This is a genomic window from Streptomyces californicus, assembly GCF_000717645.1.
Taxonomy (GTDB): Bacteria; Actinomycetota; Actinomycetes; order Streptomycetales; family Streptomycetaceae; genus Streptomyces; species Streptomyces californicus.
Genome location: NZ_JNZZ01000005.1, coordinates 249987 through 272587 on the forward strand (window position 1 = coordinate 249987; position 22601 = coordinate 272587).

At 73.7% G+C, this 22601-nt stretch carries 20 protein-coding genes and 1 pseudogene; 2 read left to right on the forward strand and 19 right to left on the reverse strand.

Features of this window, described 5'->3' with window-relative positions; all coding sequences use genetic code 11:
• Positions 1–36: 36 nt before the first annotated feature.
• From IF19_RS0109155 to IF19_RS0109210, 13 genes and pseudogenes are all read right to left on the reverse strand, one after another.
• Positions 37–1518, reverse strand: a complete 1482-nt coding sequence (locus tag IF19_RS0109155) for a peptide MFS transporter (RefSeq protein WP_050493797.1) — start codon at positions 1516–1518, stop codon at positions 37–39.
• A 114-nt stretch (positions 1519–1632) separates the two neighbouring features.
• Positions 1633–1941 carry an antibiotic biosynthesis monooxygenase family protein gene (locus tag IF19_RS0109160; RefSeq protein WP_030119119.1) on the reverse strand — a complete coding sequence of 103 codons (309 nt, stop codon included), beginning with the start codon at positions 1939–1941 and terminating at the stop codon, positions 1633–1635.
• Positions 1938–2261: an antibiotic biosynthesis monooxygenase family protein gene (locus tag IF19_RS0109165; RefSeq protein WP_359245230.1), complete on the reverse strand. Its 324-nt coding sequence runs from the start codon at positions 2259–2261 to the stop codon at positions 1938–1940. The genes IF19_RS0109160 and IF19_RS0109165 overlap by 4 nt, the downstream gene beginning before the upstream one ends.
• Before the next feature lies 1 nt (position 2262).
• Positions 2263–3012 carry an SDR family NAD(P)-dependent oxidoreductase gene (locus IF19_RS0109170; protein ID WP_030119117.1) on the reverse strand — a complete coding sequence of 250 codons (750 nt, stop codon included), beginning with the start codon at positions 3010–3012 and terminating at the stop codon, positions 2263–2265.
• 32 nt (positions 3013–3044) lie between these two features.
• On the reverse strand, positions 3045–3764 hold the full coding sequence (locus tag IF19_RS1000000135990; RefSeq protein WP_234307102.1) for an SDR family NAD(P)-dependent oxidoreductase: 720 nt from the start codon (positions 3762–3764) through the stop codon (positions 3045–3047).
• A gap of 27 nt (positions 3765–3791) precedes the next feature.
• Positions 3792–4253: pseudogene (locus IF19_RS1000000138165) on the reverse strand (SRPBCC family protein); the annotation flags it as partial.
• A gap of 62 nt (positions 4254–4315) precedes the next feature.
• Entirely contained in the window at positions 4316–5578 is a 1263-nt protein-coding gene (locus tag IF19_RS0109180) for a ketosynthase chain-length factor (protein ID WP_030119115.1), read from the reverse strand.
• Positions 5575–6855 (reverse strand): beta-ketoacyl-[acyl-carrier-protein] synthase family protein, encoded by a 1281-nt coding sequence (locus IF19_RS0109185; RefSeq protein WP_030119114.1) that lies wholly within the window; start codon positions 6853–6855, stop codon positions 5575–5577. The genes IF19_RS0109180 and IF19_RS0109185 overlap by 4 nt, the downstream gene beginning before the upstream one ends.
• Positions 6852–7286: a cupin domain-containing protein gene (locus IF19_RS0109190; protein WP_030119113.1), complete on the reverse strand. Its 435-nt coding sequence runs from the start codon at positions 7284–7286 to the stop codon at positions 6852–6854. Before IF19_RS0109190 ends, IF19_RS0109185 begins: the two co-directional genes overlap by 4 nt.
• Entirely contained in the window at positions 7283–7654 is a 372-nt protein-coding gene (locus IF19_RS0109195; RefSeq protein ID WP_030119112.1) for a TcmI family type II polyketide cyclase, read from the reverse strand. The genes IF19_RS0109190 and IF19_RS0109195 overlap by 4 nt, the downstream gene beginning before the upstream one ends.
• Before the next feature lie 91 nt (positions 7655–7745).
• Positions 7746–9623 (reverse strand): asparagine synthase (glutamine-hydrolyzing), encoded by a 1878-nt coding sequence (gene asnB, locus IF19_RS0109200; protein WP_030119111.1) that lies wholly within the window; start codon positions 9621–9623, stop codon positions 7746–7748.
• Positions 9620–10177, reverse strand: coding sequence for a hypothetical protein (locus IF19_RS0109205; RefSeq protein ID WP_030119110.1), 558 nt, complete (start codon positions 10175–10177; stop codon positions 9620–9622). The genes asnB and IF19_RS0109205 overlap by 4 nt, the downstream gene beginning before the upstream one ends.
• Positions 10174–10626: an anthrone oxygenase family protein gene (locus IF19_RS0109210; RefSeq protein ID WP_030119109.1), complete on the reverse strand. Its 453-nt coding sequence runs from the start codon at positions 10624–10626 to the stop codon at positions 10174–10176. Before IF19_RS0109210 ends, IF19_RS0109205 begins: the two co-directional genes overlap by 4 nt.
• Positions 10627–10940: 314 nt before the next feature.
• Here IF19_RS0109210 and IF19_RS0109215 point away from each other — a divergent pair, with 314 nt between their 5' ends.
• Positions 10941–12530: an FAD-dependent monooxygenase gene (locus IF19_RS0109215; RefSeq protein ID WP_030277168.1), complete on the forward strand. Its 1590-nt coding sequence runs from the start codon at positions 10941–10943 to the stop codon at positions 12528–12530.
• Between the two features lie 217 nt (positions 12531–12747).
• Here IF19_RS0109215 and IF19_RS0109220 read toward each other — a convergent pair whose 3' ends face one another.
• The 5 genes from IF19_RS0109220 to IF19_RS0109240 form a co-directional block, all read right to left on the reverse strand.
• The gene (locus tag IF19_RS0109220; protein ID WP_030329582.1) at positions 12748–14352 is read right to left on the reverse strand and encodes an FAD-dependent oxidoreductase; all 1605 of its coding nucleotides are present in this window, start codon (positions 14350–14352) and stop codon (positions 12748–12750) included.
• Between the two features lie 44 nt (positions 14353–14396).
• Positions 14397–15428, reverse strand: a complete 1032-nt coding sequence (locus tag IF19_RS0109225) for a methyltransferase (protein WP_050493798.1) — start codon at positions 15426–15428, stop codon at positions 14397–14399.
• A 201-nt stretch (positions 15429–15629) separates the two neighbouring features.
• On the reverse strand, positions 15630–17219 hold the full coding sequence (locus tag IF19_RS0109230; protein ID WP_078580562.1) for an MDR family MFS transporter: 1590 nt from the start codon (positions 17217–17219) through the stop codon (positions 15630–15632).
• 228 nt (positions 17220–17447) lie between these two features.
• Entirely contained in the window at positions 17448–18425 is a 978-nt protein-coding gene (locus IF19_RS0109235) for a quinone oxidoreductase family protein (protein WP_030193725.1), read from the reverse strand.
• A gap of 195 nt (positions 18426–18620) precedes the next feature.
• Positions 18621–20183 carry an FAD-dependent monooxygenase gene (locus IF19_RS0109240; protein WP_032748095.1) on the reverse strand — a complete coding sequence of 521 codons (1563 nt, stop codon included), beginning with the start codon at positions 20181–20183 and terminating at the stop codon, positions 18621–18623.
• 220 nt (positions 20184–20403) lie between these two features.
• Between IF19_RS0109240 and IF19_RS0109245 the strand changes: the two genes are divergently transcribed.
• Positions 20404–20856, forward strand: a complete 453-nt coding sequence (locus IF19_RS0109245) for a MarR family winged helix-turn-helix transcriptional regulator (protein WP_030119102.1) — start codon at positions 20404–20406, stop codon at positions 20854–20856.
• A 55-nt stretch (positions 20857–20911) separates the two neighbouring features.
• Here the strand turns inward: IF19_RS0109245 and IF19_RS0109250 are convergent, their stop codons facing one another.
• Positions 20912–22525, reverse strand: coding sequence for an FAD-dependent monooxygenase (locus tag IF19_RS0109250; protein WP_030119101.1), 1614 nt, complete (start codon positions 22523–22525; stop codon positions 20912–20914).
• Positions 22526–22601: the final 76 nt, after the last annotated feature.

Genomic DNA, 22601 nt, shown 5'->3' on the forward strand with positions numbered 1-22601 from the left:
TGATCCGGGCCCACGGCCGTCCGGGCCCGAGGCCCGTCACTCCGGCAGCGCCGGCCGCAGCCGTGGCGCGCGGGCCGCCAGGGCGGCGCCGATCGCCAGGACGGCCGTGCCCATCAGCAGGAAGTAGACGGGCAGCGGAAGTACCGAGGTCAGCCGGTAGAGCTGCCCGCCCAGCACCACGCCGACCGCCGCGAACATGCCGTTGAGCGCGAGGAAGCGGTTGGCGAAGCCGGGCGGGGCGACCGCCGCCGCGAGCGCCAGCCCGGCCGGGGCGAGGACGATCTCGCCGAGGGAGTAGAGCAGGTACACCCCGATCAGCCAGGCCACGGAGACCCGCTGCTCCCGGGCCAGGAACGCGGCGCCCGCCATGACGACGAAGCTCAGCCCGGCCACGCCGAGCGAGCCCGCGACCTTCGTGGTCACCCCGCCGCGCAGCCGGGTCACGAACGGGGCGAGGAGCAGCACGAACAGGGGGTGCGCCGACTGCAGCCAGCTCGCCGGCACGTCGAAGCCGAGCACGAGGCGGTCGGTGTGGCGCTCCGCGAAGAGGGTGAGCACCGAACCGCTCTGCGCGAAGATCATCCAGAACGCGGCCGACGCGCCCATCACGGCGGTGAACGCGGAGAGCCCCTCGCCTCCCACGGATGTACGGCGGCGCAGCGCCCGCAGGTACAGGAACGGCAGCGTCAGCGTGACCAGCCCCAGCACCGCCAGGAGCGCGGTGAGCGGCAGCGCGCCGAGCGAGACCGCGGTGACGGCCGCCGCCGCGACGGCCAGGACGGCGCCGGCCCGGCGGAGCGCGGCGGCGGCCTCCGTCCGCGCGAGGGGGCGGACCGGACCCCGGCCGGTCCCGGCGAAGGCGCGCATGCCGAGGCCGAACTGCGCCAGGCCCGCCGCCATGCCGAGGGCGGCCACGGCGAAGCCGAGGTGCCAGGCGACCCGCTGGGCCAGCACCCCGGTGACGACGGGGGCGACGAGCGCGGAGACCTGGATGCACATGTAGAAGCGGGAGAACGCCGCCTCCCGCCGCTCCGGACCGCTGACGGCGGCCACCATGGCGGCCAGCGACGGCTTGGACAGCCCGGTGCCGACGACGATGAGGAGCAGCCCGGCGTAGAGCGCGGTGGCGGACGTGAGCGAGAGGACCGCGTGCCCGGCGGCGATGAGCCCGCCGCCCGCGAGCACCGCCCGGCGCGCCCCCAGTACCCGGTCGGCGAGCCAGCCGCCGGGCAGCCCGGCGATGAAGCTCGACGACATGTACGTGGCGAACACGGCGGTGGCGGTCTGCGGGGCCATGCCCAGGCCGCCGTCGGCGGGCGCCGCAGTGAGGTAGAGCACCAGGATCGCGGCCATCCCGAAGAAGCTGAACCGCTCCCACAGGTCCACGCCGAGCAGCGTGAGGAACGCCCGCCGGGCGCCGGGGCCCGGGGGAGCCGGCACGGCCGGACGCGCGGCCCGCTCGGCCGGGGGCGGCGGCGCGCCCGTGGTGCTGTCGTGCGTACGGCTCGGGCTCTCCACGCTTGCTCCTTCTCTCCGGGGCACGGCATCGGGTCCGGGGCGTCCGGCTCCGGGCGGAGGAGGGCCCACGCCGCGGCGGGAGGACGGAGCCCCCGGCCGCGGCGCGGGCCGGCCTCAGTAGGCGGCGAGCACCCGGTAGATCTCGAACGGGCGGGCCCGCTCGGTGTCGCGGAACGCGCGCAGCGGCGCCGTCTGCTCCTTGTGCTCCGAGCCGCTCTCCCACGTCTCGAAGGACTCCCAGGCGTCCCAGTGGCTGACCACCACATAGCTGTCCGGGCGGCCCACCTCGCTCATCAGCTGGTTGCCCAGCAGCCCCGGGGTGCCCGCCATGCGGCGACTGGCCTCGTGGTAGGCCGCCAGCACGTCCTCGCCGCTGGGGGACAGGTGGTAGAGGACCACCTCCACGGCGGGCGCGGCCGTCACGCGGCCGCCCCGGAGAGGCTCGCGACGATGTCCATCGTCGCCATGGAGCCGCCGCTGCGGTACGGATGCAGCTTGGTGCGGTGCGACAGGTGGGTGTCGCTGGTCTCGAACCGGCGGAACTGCGGCTCGTCCACCCAGTCGCTGATGATGTAGTAGACGCCGTCCTCGTCGGCGGTCGTGCTCCGGGACAGCCACTGCCCCCGGTTGGCCGGGTCGCTGGTGACCGAGCCGCCGACCTCCTTCCACACCCGCTCGAAGTCGGCCTCCATGCCGGGCTTGATCTGCATGCGCAGCATCACCCGGAACGTCGCGTCGGACACGTCAGATGCCCCCGTCCACGTTGAGGGTCTCGCCCGTGACGTACGCCGCGAGGTCGCTGAGCAGGAACAGGACCGGCGCGGCCAGCTCGTCGACCCGGCCCAGCCGCGCCAGGGCGGTCTTCTGCGCGTACATCGCCCGCAGCCCCTCCGCGCGCTCGGCGGGCATCGTGTCGAACGCCTCGGTCTCGATGACGCCCGGGGCGACCACGTTGACCCGGATCCCCTTGCCGCCCAGCTCCTTGGCGAGCGAGCGGGTCAGGCCGATCATGGCCGCCTTGGCGGCGGTGTAGTGGGCGCGCAGCGGAATGCCGGCCGCGGCCCCGCGCGAACCGATGTTGACGACGGAGGCGCCGGACCCGAGCAGCGGCAGCGACTGCTGGATGACGCGGTAGGCGGCCGTCAGGTTGGTGTCCAGGACGCGCGACCACTCGTCGGGGGCGAGCTCGGCGAACGGTATGTGGCTGATGACGCCCGCGTTGTTGACGATGCCGTCGAGCTTCCCGTACCTCTCCCTGGCCCACCCGACCAGGGCGTCGACCTGGTCCAGGTCGCCCACGTCCGCCCGGACGACCTCGTGGTCGCCGCCGAGCGCCTTCAGCTCCCGGCGCAGGCTCTCGACGTGCTCGCTGTCGTTCACGTAGCAGGTCAGTACGTCGGCTCCGGCGCGGGCGGCGGCGAGCACGACGCCGCGTCCGATGCCCCGGGAGCCCCCGGTGACCAGAAGCTTCTTTCCCTGCAGTCCGAGTTCCACGGGCCTGTCCTTTCCGAGGGGGTGACGGAGGCTCACACGCAGCCGTCGACGTGGATGTTCTGTCCGGTGATGTAGGAGGACTGGTCGCTGATCAGGAAGAGCACGACGTCCGCGATCTCCTGCGGGGTGCCGAGCCGGCCGAGAGCGGCGAACTTCGAGAAGACCGCGCGCTGCCGGGCGGCCTCCTCGGGCGGCAGCGCGTCGAGCGCCTCGGTGGCGATCCGGCCCGGCGAGAGCGTGTTGACCCGGATGCCGCGCGGCCCCAGCTCGCGGGCCAGCGAGCGGGTCAGACCGACCAGGGCCTGCTTGACCGCCGTGTAGTGCACGCCCCCGGCCATGCCGATACGGGCCACCGTGGAGCCGAGGTTGACGATCGACCCGCCCGCGCCCAGCAGCGGCAGGGCGGCCTGGATCACCTGGTGGGTGCTGGTCAGGTTCGACTGCAGCGCCGTCGCCCACGCCGCGTCGGTCAGCTCCGCGTAGGGCTGCGGCGCGAAGTCGCCGGCGTTGTTGACGACCGCGTCCAGCCCGCCGAGCAGCTCCCGCGCCCGGTCCGCCAGCAGCCGGGCGCCGGCCGCCTCGCTCACGTCCGCCCGCAGCAGGTGCTGCGAGCCCGGGAGCGGCGCGAGCTCCTTGGCCAGCGACGCGGTGTGGTCGTTCTCCTCGCGGTAGCAGGTCACCACGTCCGCGCCGGCCCGGGCGGCGGCGAGCACGATGCCCCGCCCGATGCCCCGCGAGCCGCCCGTGACCACGATCCGCTTGCCCGCCAGATCGGCGAAGGGGGTGCGCGCCGCGCGGGCGGCGGCCTCGATCCTGGACTTGATGAGACCCATCTGGACCACGCTGTTGCGGTTGATGCGGTCGGTCATGCCCGCGTCGTCGATCGGGGCCTCGTCCTTCATGTGGAAGTCCTGCGTCCACTGCATCCGGACGCCCGCGTCGGTCTGGACGTACTCCCAGTGGATGTTCATGTACGCGAAGGGGCCGGTCTCGACGCGGTGGGCGCGGACGGTGCGGGACGCCACGTCGGTGGTGCGCCGGGAGACCCAGCTCCACACCTTCCCGTTCTCGTCCGGGTGCAGGGCCAGCCGGAAGGTGACGGTCGGGCCGTCCTCCTCCAGGATCTCGGCGAGGGAGTACTCGCTGAACAGTTCGGTCCAGGACGCCACGTCGTTCGTGCGCTCCCAGACGAGGTCCATCGGGGCGTCGATGACGATGGAGTTGGACGTGTGGCCTGCCATCAGAATCGGGCCTCCTCAATGCGTTCGCTCATGTCGTGCTCTCTCCTCGGGTCTCGGGCGGCTCAGGCGGTGTGGTCGGTTCGGTCGCCCCCCTCGACCACCAGGGCGGAGGTGAACCCGCCGTGACCCCGGGCGAGCACCACGGCGGTACGGGCCCCGGTCCGCCGCGGCCCGCCGACGACCAGGTCGATGCCGAGGCCGGGCGCGGGGCGTTCGACGCCCGGGGTGTGCGGGATCACGCCGGCGGACAGGGCGAGCAGGGCGGTCGCCACGTCGAGCGGGGCCCCGCCCGCGTACAGCCGCCCGGTGAGGGTCTTGGGCGCGGTCACCGGCACCCGGCCGGCGCCGAACACCTCGTTGATCGCGGCGGCCTCGGCACGGTCCAGCTCCGGTGTGCCCGCCGCGTCGGCGAAGACCACGTCCACGGCGTCCGCGCCGATCCCCGCGTCCGCGACCGCCCGGCGGACGACCGAGGCCAGTACGGGCGGGCGGCCGGAGGAGGACGGCGGGTCGAACCCCGCCGCGTAGCCGAGGATCCGGCCGTACGAGCGGACCCCCCGCTCCCGCGCGCCGCGCTCGGTCTCGACGAGGAGCATGGCCCCGCCCTCACCGGGCGCGTAGCCGGCGGCGGCCTCGTCGAACGGCAGATACGCCCGCGCCGGGTCGTCCGAGGCCGACAGCGTCCCCGTGGACAGCTGGGCGGTCAGCCCGTACGGGCACAGCGAGGCGTCCGTGCCGCCGCTGAGCACCAGCCGGGAGCCGGTGTCCAGCAGCCGCCGGGACTGGCCCAACGCGTCCAGGCCGCCCGCCTGTTCGGCGCACAGGACCCCGCAGGGGCCGCGCATGCCGTGGCGGATGGAGACCTGGCCGGTGGTGGCGGCGTAGAACCAGGCGATCGACTGGTACGCGCCGACCCACGCCGGGCCCCGCTGGTAGAGCCGCTCCATCTCGTGCTGGCCGAACTCGGTGCCGCCGGAGGAGGCGGCGGTGACCACGGCCATGTCGTACTCGGGCAGCTGCGCCGGGTCGGCGTCCGCGTCGGCGAGGGCCGCCTCGGCGGCGGCCAGGGCGAAGTGGGTGAACCGGTCGGTCCGGTCGACCAGCCCCCGGGGCACCTGCTCGCCCGCGGTGAAGCCGGGCACCTCCCCGGCCACCTCGACCGGGTAGCCGGCCGGGTCGAAGCGGGTGATGCGGCCGAGGCCGCTCTTGCCGGCCAGCACCGACTCCCAGTGCCGCCGGACGCCGATGCCGGTGGGGGCGACGATGCCGAGGCCGGTGACGGCCGCCGGGCTGCGGCGCCCCGCGGGCAGGCCGAGCGCGCTCACGCGACCGCCTCCTTACGGGCTCCGGGCCGGCTGAGGATCATGGCGCTCTGGAAGCCGCCGAATCCGCTGCCGACGCTGAGGACGTGGTCCATGCGGTGCTCCCGGGCGGTGACCGGGACGTAGTCCAGGTCGCACTGGGGGTCGGGGACCGTGAGGTTCGCCGTGGGCGGCACCACCTGGTGGCGCAGCGCCAGGGCGCAGGCGGCCACCTCCAGGGAGCCGATCGCCCCCAGGGAGTGCCCGATCATCGACTTGATGGAGCTGACCGGGATCTCGTGGGCGCGCTGCCCCAGGGACCGCTTGAAGGCGGCCGTCTCGTGCCGGTCGTTCTGCTTGGTGCCGGAGCCGTGCGCGTTGACGTGGTCGATCGCGCCGGGGTCGAGCCGCGCGCGGTCCAGGGCGACTCGGATGGCCTCGGCCATCTCCCGCCCGTCGGGCTTGAGCCCGGTCATGTGGAAGGCGTTGGAGCGGTTGGCGAAACCGGCCACCTCGGCGTAGACGGTGGCCCCCCGGCGGCGGGCCGCCCCGGCCTCCTCGATCACCATGACCGCCGAGCCCTCACCCAGCACGAAGCCGTCGCGGCGGCCGTCGAAGGGGCGGGAGGCGCTGCCCGGGTCCTGGTCCGCGTTGGGCGTCGTCGCCTTGATCGCGTCGAAGCAGGCGGAGGTGATGGGGGACAGCGGGGCGTCGGTGGCGCCCGCCAGGACGATGTCGGCGGCGCCCTCCTCGATGAGCTGCACGCCGTGGGCGATCGCGTCGAGACCGGAGGTGCAGCCGGTCGAGATCAGCGCCACCGGGCCCTCCGCCCGCGCCCGCCAGGCCACTTCGGCCGCCAGCGTGCTGGGGACCATGTAGCCGTACAGATGCGGGACCCCGTAGGTGTGGTCGACCAGCCAGTTCCGGCCGCCGTCCGAGAGGACCGCGTACTCGTCCTCCAGGCCGGTGGTGCAGCCGACCGCGCTGCCGATGCTGACCGCGGTCCGCCCCGGGTCGCCCGCGCCGACGTCGATGCCGCTGTCCTCGATCGCCTCCTGGGCCGCGACCACCGCGAACTGGGCGGCCCGGTCCATCCGGCGCACTTCCTGCGGGCTCAGCCCCGCGGCGACCGGGTCGAAGTCGCATTCGGCGGCGACCTGCGAGCGGAACGCCGACGCGTCGAACCGGCTGATCCGCCGGGTGGCCGTACGGCCGTGCGCGAGCAGGTCCCAGTACGCGTCCCGTCCGATGCCGCCGGGAGCGACGGCTCCGACCCCCGTGATGACGGCGCGTCGGCTCACGGCGCTCCCCCCACGTCGGGGTTGGCGCCGTTCCCGTCGAGCGGGGCCTCGGTGTCGACGTGGCCCAGCTCCGGGCGGGGCGCGAGCGGCGACAGGTGGAAGACGACCTGCGCCGGCTCCGGCCCGGTGTTCACCAGGCGGTGGCGCATGTTGATCGGGACCAGCAGCGAGTCGCCGGGGCCCAGGGCGACGGGCGCGCCGTCCAGGGTGATCTCCAGCGTGCCGGTGACGACGTGCAGGAACTCCTCCGAGTACGGGTGGAGGTGCTCGGTGACGTACTCGCCCGCCTCCAGCCGCAGGGTGCCGCCGAACCCGGAGGTGCAGCCGGTCGTGCGCGGGCTGAGGGTGATGCGGATGTCGCCGCCGCGCTTGCGGTTGGGGGCGACCTCCGCCAGGTTGACCTTGGCCGGGGTGGCCGCCGCGGTCGTCATCGGCCACCGCCCAGGTTCGGCGCGGCCGGCCGGGTGATGACGGGACCGCTCTCCGGAGTCCACGAGTAGAACGGGACGGCCATCGCGTCGCGCGGCTCGCGCCAGTCCGGGTCGTAGGGGGAGATGAACTCCTGCAGCCGGGTGTTGACGTCGTTGTACAGCGGGTGGCTGCGGGCCTTGTAGAGGTTCGGGCTGATGTCCTGCTCCGCCTCGACGAGGTGGAAGTACAGGTCGTGGAAGGCGAACAGCGTCCGCCGGGAGACGCCCACCATGTGCGGCAGGTCGGTGCTGTCCGAGTCGGCGAAGACCTTGCCGACGCCTTCGGCGTCCGCCAGGTTCATCCTGGCCACGATCAGGGTGCGGTGCACGGTGCCCTCCTTGCGCTTTCGGTCCTGGAACCACCCTCGTGGGCGGTTCTCAAAGCTGTCTCGAACCGGCCTGGACCGGTCTCCGGCGGCCTCAGAGCCGCAGGTCGACCCGGTAGTCGGTGAGCCAGGTGTCGAGCTGGAGCGCCATCTCCATGCCGGCCCGCTCGACCCACGCGAAGGCGCCCTGCGGGGAGCCGTCGGCGGCCACCGCCTCGGCGGTGGCGGTGGTGTCGAGCAACCCGGCCACGGCCGCGTCCCGGTCGGCGGCCAGCTCGGCGAACCGTTGGCGCACGAAGTCGCCGTAGGCCGCCTCCTGGGTGGTGGGGTAGGCGCTCTTCCGGCGGTGCAGGACCTCGTCGGGCAGCAGGTCGGCGACGGCGGAGCGCAGCAGGCTCTTCTCGACGCCGTCCACCCGCTTCATGGCGGCCGGCACGTTGTAGACGTACTCGACGAGCGCCCGGTCGCAGAAGGGCGGCCGGAGCTGGACGCCGTGCGCCATGCTCATGCGGTCGGCGCGGTCCAGGTGGGTGGGGGCCCAGCGGGTCAGCGCGAGATAGGTGACCTCGCGAGCCCGGCGTTCGGCCGCGGTGTCCCCGTCGATGTGCGGGACCTCGGTGAGGGCGTCCCGGTAGTGCTGGTCCGCGTAGCCCAGGAAGTCCAGCCGCTTGCGCAGTTCGCGGTCGATCATCGAGGTGCCGAGCCCGCCGGCCGCGGCGTCGTGGCCGCGCTCGAAGGAGACCCAGGGGAAGGTCTGCGAGTTGCTGTGCTTCGGGTCGTACGCCCAGAAGTAGCCGTTGAAGACCTCGTCTGCGGTCTCGCCGGAGAGCACGGCCGCGAACCCCTCCTCGCGCAGCCGGGCGAAGAACCGCAGGAGGGAGACGTCCATGTCGCCGAGCGGCGAGGGGGCGTCCTGGCTGCGCAGGGCGGCGGTGTGCACCCCGGGGTCCGTGAGGGCGGCCGTGTCCAGCAGGAACTCGGTGTGCCGGGAGCCGATGTGCCGCGAGGCGAGGGCCGCGAACGGGGCGTCGGGCGTCGAGCGCATCGTGGGGTGGGGCTCGAAGTTCTCGGTGTACCCCGTGAAGTTGACCGAGAAGGTGCGCAGCGGGCCGGAGCCGGCGGCGGTGAGGTCGCGGTGGGCGAGGGCGCTCAGGGCGCTGGAGTCGATGCCGCCGGAGAGCATGGCGCCCACCGGGGCGTCGGCGCGCGTGTGGGAGGCGACGGCGTCCGCGAGCAGGCCGCGCACGGTGGCGACGGTCGTGTCGAGGCTGTCGGTGTGCTCCCGCGCGGGCAGCGACCAGTACCGCTGCTCCCGGCTGCCGGGGCGGCGGACGATCAGGGCGTGACCGGGGACGACCTCGCGCATCCCCCGGAAGACGCCGGTGCCGGGCTTGCGGCTGTGCGCGAACAGCTCGCGCAGCCCGTCGGCGTCGACGACCGCGTCGACGTCCGGGTGGGCCAGGATCGCCTTGGGCTCGGACCCGAACAGGACCCCGGTGGGCGTCGGGTAATAGCTCAGCGGCTTGACGCCGAGGCGGTCGCGGGCCAGCAGCAGCTCCTGGCGGCGTACGTCCCACACCGCGATCGCGAACAGGCCCTCCAGGCGGGTGAGGAAGTCCGCCCCCCACTCCAGATAGGCGTGCAGGGCGGTCTCGCCGTCGCCCCGGCCGGTGAACCGGTGGCCCTTCGCGGCCAGTCGGGCCCGCAGCTCGGTGTGGTTGGTCAGCGCTCCGTCGAGCGTGAGGACGGCGACGGCGGCGCCCCCCTCGGTGGTGTGGACGGCCGGCTGCGCGCCGGTCTCCGTCAGGTCGAGCAGGGCCAGGCGCCGGTGCGCGAGGGCGGCGTGCCCCTCCGCCCAGACGCCCCGGCCGTCCGGGCCGCGGTGGGCCAGGGCGGCCGCCATGGTCTCGACGGTCGCGGCCTGCGGGGACAGGTCCCGCTCGAAGTCGACCCAGCCGGCGATTGCGCTCATCGGGAGGTCCTCTCGTTCGTGACGGATGCGGTCAGGAGGTCCACGGCCACCAGGGCGAGCGGGATGCCGGTGACGGCGGCCCGGAAGTCGGCCGGGGTGGGCGTGGCGGCGGCGTCCACGGTGATGCCCAGGCGGCGCTGGGCGGCCTCGGGGCCGTAGCGCTCGTAGAGCTCGTGGTAGCCGCGGGCGGTCCGCTCCCCGTCGGTGACCAGCGTGAAGCGGACGGGGGAGCGGTTGCCGCGCCAGGTGATCTCGCCGGGCGCCCCGCCGGCGAAGTTGTGCCGCCAGGGGCTGCCGGTGGCGACGAACAGCCCGCCCCCGACGCGGTGCAGACCCGCCGGGACGGTGTGCGCCGCGCCGCTGCGCCGGCCGGTGAAGTGCAGCAGGGCCAGGTGCTCGGAGACCGGGCCGGGCTCCGGGCCGGTCAGCAGGGCGACCATGCGGGCGTTCGCGGCGGCCCGTTCCGCGACGGGCGGGAGGACCCGGGAGATGACCGGGAGACCCGTTCCGGCGTCGGCGCTCCTTCCGGTGCCGCCGCCCGTTCCGGTGCTCATGACAGCACCACCGCGGCGGCGGTCAGGGAGCAGCCGGCGACGGCGAAGCAGGTGCGCAGCAGATGCCAGTCCCGCCACTGGCCGCGCGGGTCCTCCCAGCCGGGCCCGAGCTCGTCGGGCCGCGTCTTCTTGACCCGGTTGTTTATGGGCACGTTGCGGGTCTGCGAGACGACGGCGACCCCGGTCATGGCCAGGGCGGCGGCGATGAACAGCACTCGCGGCCCGGTCGCGTCCGCCCGCACGGCGAAGGCCGCGTCGATGACGACGGAGCCGCTCACGATGAACGGCATGATGCGGTCGTACCGCTTGCCGAGCAGCTTGTGCGTGTCGACGTAGCGCTCCGGCTCCATCGCGATCAGGGCGGGCATGACGCTGACCGCCACGGCGAACAGCACCCCCGCCACCAGGCCGGTGCCCAACAGCACCAGCACACTCAGGGTTTCCACCATGTCCCCGGTTCCTCCCGTCCAGCGGCGTTCAGCGGCGCTCCGAAGGTGGCAGCCGCGCCTCGCGCGCCGCTCGAAGCGGTCTGGACGGGGCGGCCAGCACGCCGGGGCCCGCCGCCGGAGGCCGTACGGGACCGGCGGCGGGCGCGTCCGCAGCCCGAGCGGTCCTCTAGCCGCCGCGTGTTCGCTGGCGGGGAGTGCCCGAGCCGCGCCGGAACGACAAGGGCGCACCCGGACGCGACGGCGTCGCGTCACCGCCGCACCCGGCACGGACCGGCACCGCGTCACAACCGCATCGAGACAAGGGAGCGCATCCGGTGGCGGAGCGAACCGACGTACTGATCGTGGGCGGCAGCATGGTGGGCCTCGCCCAGGCCCTGTTCCTCGCCCAGCAGGGCATCCGGTCGATCCTGGTGGAGCGCCATACGCACATCTCGGCGCACCCCCGGGCCCAGGCGGCCAGCCCCCGCACGATGGAGCTGATGCGCGCGCTGGGGCTGGAGCAGAAGGTGCGCGCGCGGGAGAACCCGCACGCGCAGTACGGCGACATCCTCCAGGTGGAGTCGCTGACGGGCCGTGAACTGGGCCGGTTCGACGGGCCGTTCCGGCACGACCCGAACGAGGTGAGCACGACCGGCTGGACCCTGATCGGCCAGGACCGGTTCGAGCCCGTGCTGCGCGCCAAGGCCGAGGAGCTGGGCGCGGACATCCGGTTCGCCACCGAGATGGTGTCCTACGAGCAGGACGCCGACGGGGTCACCGCGGTGCTGCGGGACGTGCGCGGGGGAGAGGAGACCGAGGTCGAGGCCGCGTACCTGGTCGCGGCGGACGGCTTCCGCAGCACCGTCCGCGACGGACTGGGGATCGGCACCCACGGACAGGGCGTCTTCGGCCGCCAGATGAACGTCATCTTCCACGCCGCGCTCGACCCGTACGTGGCGGAGCGCCGGTTCTTCCTCTGCTTCGTCAGCAACGACCGGGTCAAGGGCGTCCTCGGCCGGCTCGACGACGGGGACCGCTGGGTGCTGGCTCCGAGCCTGCCGCCCGAGGAGACGCACGCCGCGTACTCCGAGGAGGACTGCGTCGCCATGGTGCGCGCCGCGGTGGGCGTACCGGATCTGGACGTGGCCGTGGAGTCCAGCACGAGTTGGGAGGTGGCGGCCCGGATCGCCGACGGGTTCCGCTCGGGACGGGTCTTCCTGGCCGGTGACGCGGCCCATGTGATGCCGCCCACCGGGGGGTTCGGCGGCAACATGGGGGTGCAGGACGCGCACAACCTGGCGTGGAAGCTGGCGGCGGTCCTGCGGGGGCAGGCGGACCCCGCCCTGCTGGACACCTACGAGGAGGAGCGCGTCCCGGTCGCGGAGTTCACCGTGGAGCAGGGCGTCATCCGCTACCTGCAGCGCAGCGGTCTGGACGAGGAGGTCGCGGCCCGCCACCGGCCGGAGACCACGGTGCTGTTCGGCCACGTCTACCGCTCGGCCGGGGTGCTGGCGGAGTCCGGCGGCGAGGACGGCCCCCCGGTGGAGGACCCGACCCAGCCGTCCGGCCGCCCCGGCGCCCGCGCGCCCCACGTCGAGCTGCGCGTCGGCGGTGTGGACACCCCGCTGCACGACCTGCTCAGGGGCGGCTGGTGGCTGCTGGCCGGCCCGGACGCCGGGCTGTGGGAGCGGGCGGCCGCCCAGGTGTCCCGGCTCACCGGCCTCGTGGTCGACTTCCACCGGGTGGGCGGTGAGGAGCCGGTCGAGACGGTCGAGGGCTTCCTGAAGAAGTACGGCATCACGACCGGCGGCGCGGTCCTGGTCCGCCCGGACGGGTTCGTCGCCTGGCGCGCGGCCGGGCAGCCGGCGGACCCGGCGGTCGAACTCTCGGCGGTCGTCCACCGGTTGCTGGGGCGCCCGGCCTGAGACGGCGGCACCGGGGGAGCGGCGGGGCCGTCGGGGGCGGCCCCGCCGACGTGTTCGCGTCGGCTCCGGCGGTCGGAGGGACCGCCGCCGCCCCGTCGCCCGCGCCGCCGCCCTCCGTCCGAGGGCCGGCCCGCCGCCCTGTTCGCCCGCACGCAGAACCGGCGCGCCTCCCCGATCCGGGGGAGGCGCGCCGGTCGCGTGTGCGGCGTGCTCCGGGTCAGTCCAGCGCGAGGATCCGCCGCAGGACGCCCGTCACCGTCGCCGCGACATCGCCCTCGGGGGCGCTCCCGGCGCGCCACGCGACCACCCCGTCCGGGCGGACCAGGACCGCGCCGCCGTCCGCGACGCCGTAGCGCTCCGTGAACGTGCCCTCGGTGTCGGCGTAGTCGCCGCCCGCGCCGACGCCGCGCACCTGGAGGACCAGGCCCAGCTCCCGGCCCGCGTCGGCCGCAGCCGCCCAGGGAGCGGACGCGCCCGCGGTGAGCAGGGTGAAGCCGACGGGGAAGAGGTCCACTGCGGAGAACGGCCCGTGCGCGCCCTCGATCACGACGTGCGGGGCCCGTGCGCCGGGGCGGCCGCTCGGCTTGTCGGGCTCCTCGGTGATGTTCCCGGCCCCGGCGCCCTCTCCGGTGAACGCGCCGGCCGGATAGACGTAGCCGAAGGTCATCGTCATCTCGTCGACCAGGTCCTTGGCGACGTCCTGGAACTGCTTGCCCTCGCGGACCGCGAACCGCAGCATCGCCTGCCGGACGGTCTCCTCCGCGACCGGGCGGCGTTCCGCGTCGTAGCTCGCGAGCAGCTCGGGCCCGGCCTTGTCCGCCAGCACGAGGGCGAGCTTCCAGGCCAGGTTGTAGGCGTCCTGGATGCCGGTGCTGGCGCCGAAGGCCCCGGTGGGCGGCATCACGTGCGCGGCGTCCCCGGCCACCAGGAAGCGGCCGCGGGCGAAGGTGTCCGCCACCCGCGCCGAGATGTCCCAGGCGGGCATGTCGACCGAGTCGAGGGTCAGCTCCAGATCCGGTACGCCGACGGCGGCGCGGACCAGTTCGACGCAGCGCTCCGGGGTGAAGTCCTCGGCGCTCTGGCCCTTGTCGGGGAAGAAGGAGACGTTGATGACCCACTTGCGGTCGTTGTCGAGCGGGATGATCGTGCCGCGCACCTCGGGGTTGTTGACGTAGGCGGCGATGATCTTCCGGCCGCGCAGCGGCTCCTCCAGGTCGGCGTCGAAGAAGAAGCTGACCAGGTTGGTGAGGGTGCCGCGGCCGTGGGAGCCGATGGAGAGGAGGTCGCGGACCGGGCTGCGGCTGCCGTCCGCGGCGATCACGTACGCGGCGCGCAGTTCGGTGCTCTCGCCGGTCCCGACGTCGGTGAGGGTCGCGGTGACGCCGTCGGCGGTCTCGGTGACGGCGTCCAGCCGGGTGTGGAAGCGCAGGTCGACGCCGACCTCCTCGGCCCGCGCGCGCAGGATGGGTTCGAGCTGGTTCTGGTCGATCAGGGTCCACCGGGCCGGGCTGATGCGGCTGATGTCCTCGACGGAGGCGTTGGGCATGCGGACCCGCTCGGCGCCGGCGAGGGTCTCGACGTGCACCAGGTCGGTGTTGCCGGAGATCGGCGAACGGCCGGCCGTGACGCGCTCCTCCATGCCCACCGCGCGGTAGAGCTCCATGGTGCGCGGGTTGATGGCCCGCGCCTTGGGGTGGGTGGAGGTGCCGGGGTGGCGCTCGACGAGCGTGGCCCGCACCCCGTGGTGGGCGAGGAACACGGCGGCGGACAGCCCGGTCAGGCCACCGCCGACGATGAGGACGGGCACGTTCTCCTGGCTCATGCTGCTTCCTTGGGTGGTCGGGGCGGGCGGCTGCGTCCGGGCGGTCATCGGACGGCGGTGACCAGCGTGTGCGTGCCCAGCAGCGGCTGCGCGGTGCTGTCGGCGAATCCGGCCCCGGCGAGCCAGGTGCGCAGGTCGCCGACGCGGTACTCGGAACCGTCCTGGCTGACCAGGCGCATGTGCAGGCTGGAGAGCAGCCGTTCGGGATCGCGGCGCTCGTCGTCGATCATCCGGTCGTAGACGAGCACCCGGCCGCCGGGGTTGACCGCGGCGAAGACGCGGTTCAGCAGTTCGCGGCGGCGGTCGGTGTCGAAGCCGTGCAGGATGTGGCCGAGCACGATGACGTCGGCCTTCGGGATGTCGTCGGTGAAGAAGTCGCCGCCGGTGAACGCGACGCGGCCGTCGAGCCCGAGGCGGGTGGTGTGCTCGGTGAAGAGCGGGCGGGTGCGCTCCAGGTCGAAGACCCCGGCCGCGAGGTGCGGGTGCTCCTTGACCAGGACGGCGGCGAGGTTGCCGCGCGCGCCGCCGAGGTCGGTGAAGGAGGCGTGGCGGCTCCAGTCGACGGCGCGCGCGATCTCGACGCCCATGCGGTCGCTGTAGGCGTCGAGGCCCGCGAAGAACCGCTTCATCTTCTCCGGGTCCTTGTGCCGGTCGCCGACGAAGCCGCCCTTGTCGGGGTCGAGGTGCTGCGGGGCCCCGGTGGTGAGCGCCTCGGTCAGCCGCCCCCAGGTGCCGTACAGGGTCTCGTTGGTCAGCTCGACGAAGCCGCCCAGATACGTGGCGGTGCCCGGCACGAGGTACGCCTCGGCCAGCGGGCTGTTGCCGTACCGGTCCCCCGTGCGCTCCAGCAGGCCCAGGCCGGCCAGCGCGTCGAGGAAGTCGGGGGCCATGCGTTCGTGCAGGCCGGTCGCGGCGGCGACGTGGTCCGCGTCGGCCGGGCCGTCGGCGAGGGCGCCGAACACCCCGAGCGCCACCGCGCTGTGCAGCACCTTTGCCGCGCAGTCCGCGATGGTCAGCTTGATCAGCGGACCGGGGTCGACCGCCGCGGCCGTCGTACGGTCATCGGTCGTTGTCACGCGAGCCTCCTAGCGAGCCGTCAGGGGACCGCTTCGGGTCCTCCCCTGACGATGGACGGTGCGCGTGGAGTCCCGCTCGAAGTGCTCTGCAGCCCCCGCGACGCCCGCCCCGGGCCCCGGACATGGAGAAGTGCCGCCCCGGCCGCGCGGAGCGGTGGGGCGGCACTTCGGCCGTGAGTCACATGCGGGGGATGTATGTGATCAGGCCGTCTCGGGGGTGCCGTCGGCGGCGGCCGGCGCCGGGCTCTCGGCCGGCTCGTCGGCGCCGTGGTGGCGGGAGCGGAGCGTGAGGTTCTTCATGAGCAGGGTGAGGACCAGGCCCACCGCGAGGATCGGCACGGCGGTGGTGAACACCGGGGTGAGCGAGGCCGCGTACGCGTCCTCGACGGCGCCGCGCACCGGGTCCGCGAGGGTGGCGAGGACGGTGTCCGAGGAGAGCGAGTTGCGGTCGATGCCGTCGAGGGCGCCGTCCGGCACCCGGGCTGCGAGTTCGTCGGTGAGCCGTCCGTAGAAGACGGCCGCGAAGAGCGAGATGCCGATCGAGGTGCCGAAGGAGCGGCCGAAGGTCACGGTGCCGGAGACGGCGCCCATGTCCTGCGGGGGCGCGGTGTTCTGGGCCGCCTGCGTGAACACCTGGGCCGAGAGGCCCGAGGCGAAGCCGAAGACCACCATGTAGAGGATGGTGAGCACGCGCGGGGTGTCCGAGTCCATGGTGGACAGCAGGAGGGCTCCGACGATGCCGAGCGCCATGCTCAGGATCGGGAAGATCTTGTACGTGCCGGTCTTCATGATGATCCGGCTCGACCCCACGGAGGAGAGCACGAGGCCCATCATCATCGGCAGCAGGATGAAGCCGGAGGCGGTGGGGCTGGCGCCGGTGGCGACCTGGACGTACAGGGCGAGGAACTGGACCGCGCCGACGAAGACGATGCCGCAGATGGTGGTGCCGAGCAGCGAGATGGTGAAGGTGGAGTCCCGGAAGAGGCGCAGCGGGACGATCGGCTCCGAGGCGGTCGACTCGGCCTTCACGAACAGTCCGAGGAAGACCAGGGTGCCGAGGCCGAGCCCGATGATCTGCGGGGAGGTCCAGGCGTACTCGACGCCGCCCCAGGACGTGAGCAGGGTGAGGGCGATGATGGCCGCGGAGAGCGTCACGATGCCCGCGTAGTCGAGCTTGGCGCCCGCGGCGGCCTTCCGGGGCAGGTGCAGGTACTTGACCAGCAGGGCGACGATCACGGCGCCGACGGGGAGGTTGACCAGGAAGACCCAGTGCCAGCTGAGCGCGTCGGTGAGCAGACCGCCCACGGCCGGGCCGGCCAGGGAGGCGCCGGCGAAGACCATGCCGAACATGCCGTAGTACTTGGCGCCCTCGCGCGGGGTGAACAGCTCGCCGATGATCGCGAGGACGGAGACGAACAGCCCTCCGGCGCCCAGCCCCTGCACGATGCGGAAGACGATGAGCTGCTCCATGCTGCCGGCGGCGCCCGCGAGCGCGGAGCCGAGCAGGAACAGACCCATGGCCGAGAGGTAGGTGACCTTGCGGCCGAAGAGGTCGCCGAGCTTGCCGTAGATCGGCGTGGTGACGCTGGAGGCGATGACGTAGGCGATGGTCACCCAGGCGAAGAGGTCGATGCCGCCGAGGTCGCCCGCGATGCGGGGCAGGGCGGTGGAGACGATCTGCAGGTCGAGGATGGCCACGAACGCGGAGAGCATGCAGGCGACCATGACCGGGGTGGTCCTGGTGCCGGAGGGGTGCGGGCCCCCGGGGGCCGGGGGAGTGGGAGCGGACATGGTGGTGCCGCCTTTCTGGTCGGTGGGTGCTCCCCGTCGCACCGGACGCCGCGTCCGGTGTCACCTGGCTCTCGGCCCCGCACGGGGCTCAGGGGAAGTCGTGGTGCCGCGCCGCGTCGTGCGGCGGGTGGTGTGCCGCGCCGCTCGGGGCGCGGGGCGGTCGGCCGGGCCGGCCGACCGCCTGCCCGGCGGTGGTTCCGACGGGCGGTGGCGCTGTCCTGCGGTGGGTCAGGGAACGAGGACGATCTTGCCGAGCTGGGCCCGTGCCTCCAGCAACTCGTGGGCCTTGACCGCCTCGTCGAGCGGCAGCCGGTCGTGCACGACGGGCTTGACCTCGCCGGAGGCGATGAGGTCGAGCAGGTGGCGCTGCCCCTCGGCCACGGCGTCCTGCTTGTTGTAGAGCATGGCGTAGAGGCTGAAGCCCGCGACGTTCTTCATGCGGGACAGCGCGAGGGTGGGCAGGTCCGGGATGTCGCCGGAGGCCGAACCGTAGAAGACGAGCGTCCCGAACTGGGCGGTGATGCCGAGCGACTTGAGCAGGACGTCGCCGCCGACGGTCTCCAGGACGATGTCGGCCCCGCGCCCGTCGGTGGCGGCGAGGATCTGGTCGGTCCAGTCCTCGTCGGTGTAGTTGACGGTGACGTCGGCGCCGAGTTCGCGGGCGAAGTCGAGCTTGGCCTGCGTGCTCGCGGTCGCGATGACCTTGCCGGCGCCGAGGGCCTTGGCGATCTGGACGGCCAGGTGGCCGACGCCGCCGGAGGCCGCGTCGATCACGATGCTCTGGCCGGGCCGGAGGCGGCCGGCCTCCTTGATCGCGTGGTACGCGGTCTGGGCCGGGCTCGGGAGCAGGGTCGCCGCGGCGGCGTCGAGGTCCTGCGGGATCTTGATGAGCCAGTCCGTGCCGGTGACGACGTAGTCGGCGTAGGCGTCCCGGTCGACGTCGCCGACGACGCGGTCGCCGACGGCGAAGCCGGTGACGCCCTCGCCGAGCGCCTCGACGGTGCCCGCGACATCGCCGCCGGGGGCGCCGGGGAGCCCGGCGTGGCCGCCGATCGGAATGCCCTGGCGGCGCTGGACCTCTGCGAAGGTGACGCCGATGGCCTCGGCACGGATCAGGACCTGACCCGGGCCGGGCTGCGGCTTCTCCACCTCTTCGAGGCGCAGCACGGACGGCGCGCCGTGCTCGTAGTGGCGGACGATGCGCATGTTTTCTCCCAACGGGGTTCGGTCGAGCCGTCGCGGATCGCTGGGGCTCGGAAGCAACGTATGCATGCTTGCATGCATTTGATTGTCGGTCCACATCTTATGGGGGATGCGGGGATTCTTTGCCAGTCCCTTACGTGCGGCGTCCCGCACGGGCGCCCCCGGTGCGGGGTGTTCCCGTGCGGGACGCCGTGGGGGTCAGCTGAAGACCGCGCGGGTCGGGTCGGTGATCCCGGCCCAGGTCTCGATCGCCGTCCGCAGTCCCTCCGCGATCTCGGCGGGGGAGGCGTCGCGGTCGGCGGCCCAGGCCACGTAGCCGTCCGGGCGGATGAGGGCGCCGGCCAGCTCCGGCTCGTCCTTGCACGTGGCGACGACGTGCCGGACGCGCCCGGCCCAGTCGAGCGGCGCGGCCCACTTCGCGTACTCTTCCGCGATCTCCGGCCGTCCGGCCAGGTCGAGCAGGACGAAGTTGCCGCGCCGCAGGAACTTCGGGAGGGTCCTGGGCCCCTCCTCCGTCTCCAGTCGCAGGTCGCGGGCGAAGTCGCCGAGCAGGCGGTGGGCCGGGCCCGGCAGGTCGTAGCGGACCCGTACGCCGCTGAGCATCTCGGCGATGTGGTGGTTCACCTGGTCCTTGCGCATGAGGTCCTGGAAGAGCTCGCGCAGCTGGGTGACGTAGGGGTCGGGGTTCATCAGCGCGATCTGGGCGCGGGTGTTGGCCAGGACCTGGCGCGCGGGCTCCTGGCGCTCGGCGTCGTAGGTGTCGAGCAGCCCTTCGCCGGCCCAGCCGTTGATGTCGGCGCAGAGCTTCCAGCCCAGGTTGAGCGCGTCCTGGAGGCCCAGGTTCACCCCCTGGCCGCCGACCGGGAAGTGCGTGTGGGCCGCGTCGCCGGCGAGCAGGATCCGGCCGTCGCGGTAGGTCTCGGCCTGGCAGGCGGAGTCGGTGAACCAGGAGAGCCAGCGCGGCTCGGAGGCGCCCATGTCGTCGCCCCAGATCGTGCGGACGCTGTCCTTGAACTCCTCGAAGCCGAGCTCGGAGCCCGTCTCCTTGCCCTGCTCGTAGTCGAACGTGGCGACGCGGTGGTACGTGTCGTCGAGCGGTACGCAGAAGAGCAGGCCGCGCTCGGTGCGCTCCATGCCCATGGGGGCGTTCTCGCGGTCGGCGAGGACGACGTCGGCGAGCCGCGCGGTGACGCGGCCGCCGGTGCCGGGGAAGGCGATCCCGGCCGACCTGCGGACCAGGCTGCGGCCGCCGTCGGTCCCGACGACGTACCGGGCGCGCAGGGTGTACGGGCCGTCGGGGCCGGTCACGTCGACCTCGGCGCCGTCCTCGTCCTGGCGGACGGCCGTGACCTCGTGGCCGCGGCGGATCGTGCAGCCGAACTCCTCCGCGCGCTCCTCCAGCAGCCGTTCGGTGCGGGTCTGCTCGGACAGCAGGGCGTAGTTGTGGGCGCTGTCCAGGAGGGAGAAGTCGACCCAGACGTCGAGGCCCGCGAAGTGGCCGTTGTTCCAGGAGCGGGCGCCCTCGCGGAAGCGGTCGGCGAGTCCGCGGCGGTCGAGCGACTCCAGCGACCGCGCGTGCAGCCCGAACGCCTTGGAGTGCGGGGTGCGCTCGGTGAGCTTCTCCAGGACGACGGCCTTGGCGCGGCCGATGCGCAGCTCCGAGGCGAGCAGCATGCCCACGGGGCCGCCGCCGACGATGATCACGTCGAAGTCGAAGCCCGGGGTGTCGATGGTGTCGGTGGTGCCCTTGGTGTCCGGCATGGCGGTTCCTCCGGGGGATGGGGGTGGGGACGGGGTGGTGCGGGGACGGGGTGGGCCCGTCCGAAGGGAAAAAATTATGTGCTTGATAACATGCAAGAGATTGTGAGCATACACATGCTCGCTGTCCTGCTTCTTCGCGCCTAGGATGTCTGCCATGGAGACCTCACCCGCCGGGCGGAAGCCCGCGCAGCCGCTGTCCGACAACGGCGCACTGGCCGCCATGGACCCGCTCGACGCGGTGGGCCCCGCCTTCTCGCGACTGCGCCGCGCCTCCGCGCTCAACGCGGAGAGCCCGGTGTCCCGGAAGGACATGACGCGGACGCTGGTGCTCAACATCGTGGACGAGGGGCCCGAGCACGACGGGCAGGAGATCACCGTCGGCGTCGTCGCCGAGCGGCTCGCCGTGGACCCCTCCGTGGCCAGCCGCATGGTCACCGACTGCATCGCCGCGGGCTACCTGATCCGCGCCGCCTCCCAGCAGGACGGCCGGCGCACGATCCTCCAGATGACGGACGACGGGCAGGGCATGCTGGCGGCCTTCCGCCGGCACCAGCGGGCGGCCTTCGAGTTCATCACCCGGGAGTGGCCCGAGGGGGAACGCGAGCAGCTCGCCCGCCTGCTGATCAAGTACGTCGACTCCGTCGCGCAGGCCCGGGGCGCCCTCGACGCCTGACCCCGGGCCCCGGGCCGGCCGCCCGCGCCCGGCGCGCCGGGGCGGTGGTCCGTGCTCAGCGCGCCAGGACGGTCCGCAGCGCCGCCGTGAGCGCGCGGCCCCCTGCCCCGCCCGGCATGCCGTCCCGGCTGCGCCACGCCACGATCCCGTCGGGCCGCACCAGCACCGCGCCCGCCGCGCCCACCCCGTACGCCTCGGCCCAGCGGCCGTGCACGTCGACCGGCCGTCCCTCACCGGCGTCCGGCGCGACGCGGTGGAAGGCGATGCCCACGCCCAGCCCGGCGGCGGCCTCCCCGGCCGCCTCGGCCCAGGAGTCGCCCTCGGCCCCGGCCAGCAGCACGAAGCCGTCCCCGAACAGGTCCAGCGTGGACAGCGGGGCGCCGTCGCGCTCCAGTGCCACGTACGGGGCGCGCGTGCCCGGCTCGCCGCGCAGCGTTCGCGGATCCGAGGTCAGCGGCAGCGGATCGGCCCCCGCGTCGGCGACGAAGGCGCCGGAGGGGTACGCCTGCCCCATGGTGACCCGCATCGCGTCGTGCGCCGCCTCCCGCTGCTCCTCCGTCGCGGTCCGGGACCGCACGGCGAGCTGGAGCGATCCCTGCCGCGCCGTGTACAGCCCGACCGGCCGCCGCTCCTCGTCGTACGTGTCCAGCAGCGCGCGGCCGGCGGTGCCCGCGAGGACGTGTGCCAGCTTCCAGCTCAGGTTGAAGGCGTCGGCGATCCCGGTGTTCGCGCCGTACCCCCCGGTCGGCGGGATCTGGTGGGCGGCGTCGCCCGCGACCAGGACGCGGTCGCTGACGAACGCGTCGGCGACCAGCTCGGCCATGTCCCACGGGAAGCGGGAGCGGATGGTGACGGCGACGTCGTCCGAACCGATGGCCGCGGAGACCAGTTCCGCGCACCGGGCGTCGGTGAAGTCGTCCAGCCCCTCGCCCTTCTCCGGGTCGTAGCCGACGATCAGGGTGCCCTCGGTGAGGGTGTCGTCGTGCACGAGGATGCCGGTGACCCGGTCGTTCTGGACGTGGACCACGCTGTAGCGGCGCTCTCCCAGCACCGCGGCGAAGTCCGCGCCGAACGCGATGCTCACGTGCCGCGAGAGCACGCCGCGTCCTTCCCGGCCGATGCCGAGCGCCTCGCGCACGGTGCTGCGCGGCCCGTCGGCGGCCACCAGGTAGTCGGCCCGCACCACGCTCTCGCCGCCGTCCGCGTCCCGGACGACCGCGCTGACCTCGTCCGCGTCCTGGGTGAAGGAGCGCAGCTCGGCGCCGAACCGCAGCTCGGCGCCCAACTCCTCCGCGCGGGCGCGCAGGATCGGCTCCAGGCGGTCCTGCGGAAGCAGCAGCAGGGAGGACGGGGTCAGGTCGGCCAGCTCGTCCCCGCCCTCCAACTCCTCCTTGGAGAACAGCACTTCGCCCGCCAGTGACTCCACGCCCGCGCGGGTCCGGTGCTTCTCGAACCCGGAGGCGGCGGCCTTGGCCGGGACCTCGACGCCGACCGTGGCCAGCAGCTCGGCGGTACGCGGGTAGTAGCCGACCGCGCGCGGGTGGATCGAGGTGCCGGGGTGCCGCTCCACCAGGGTGACCGGCACGTCGTGGTGGGCCAGGAAGACAGCGGTGGACAGGCCGACGAGGCTGCCACCGACGATCAGTACGCGTGTGCCGCTGCTGCTCACAAAGAACCCCTCTCGCGGTTGGTCGCTCTCCGCGGATCGTGGCAGCGGCCGGTGGACCGGAACTCGAACCTCCCTC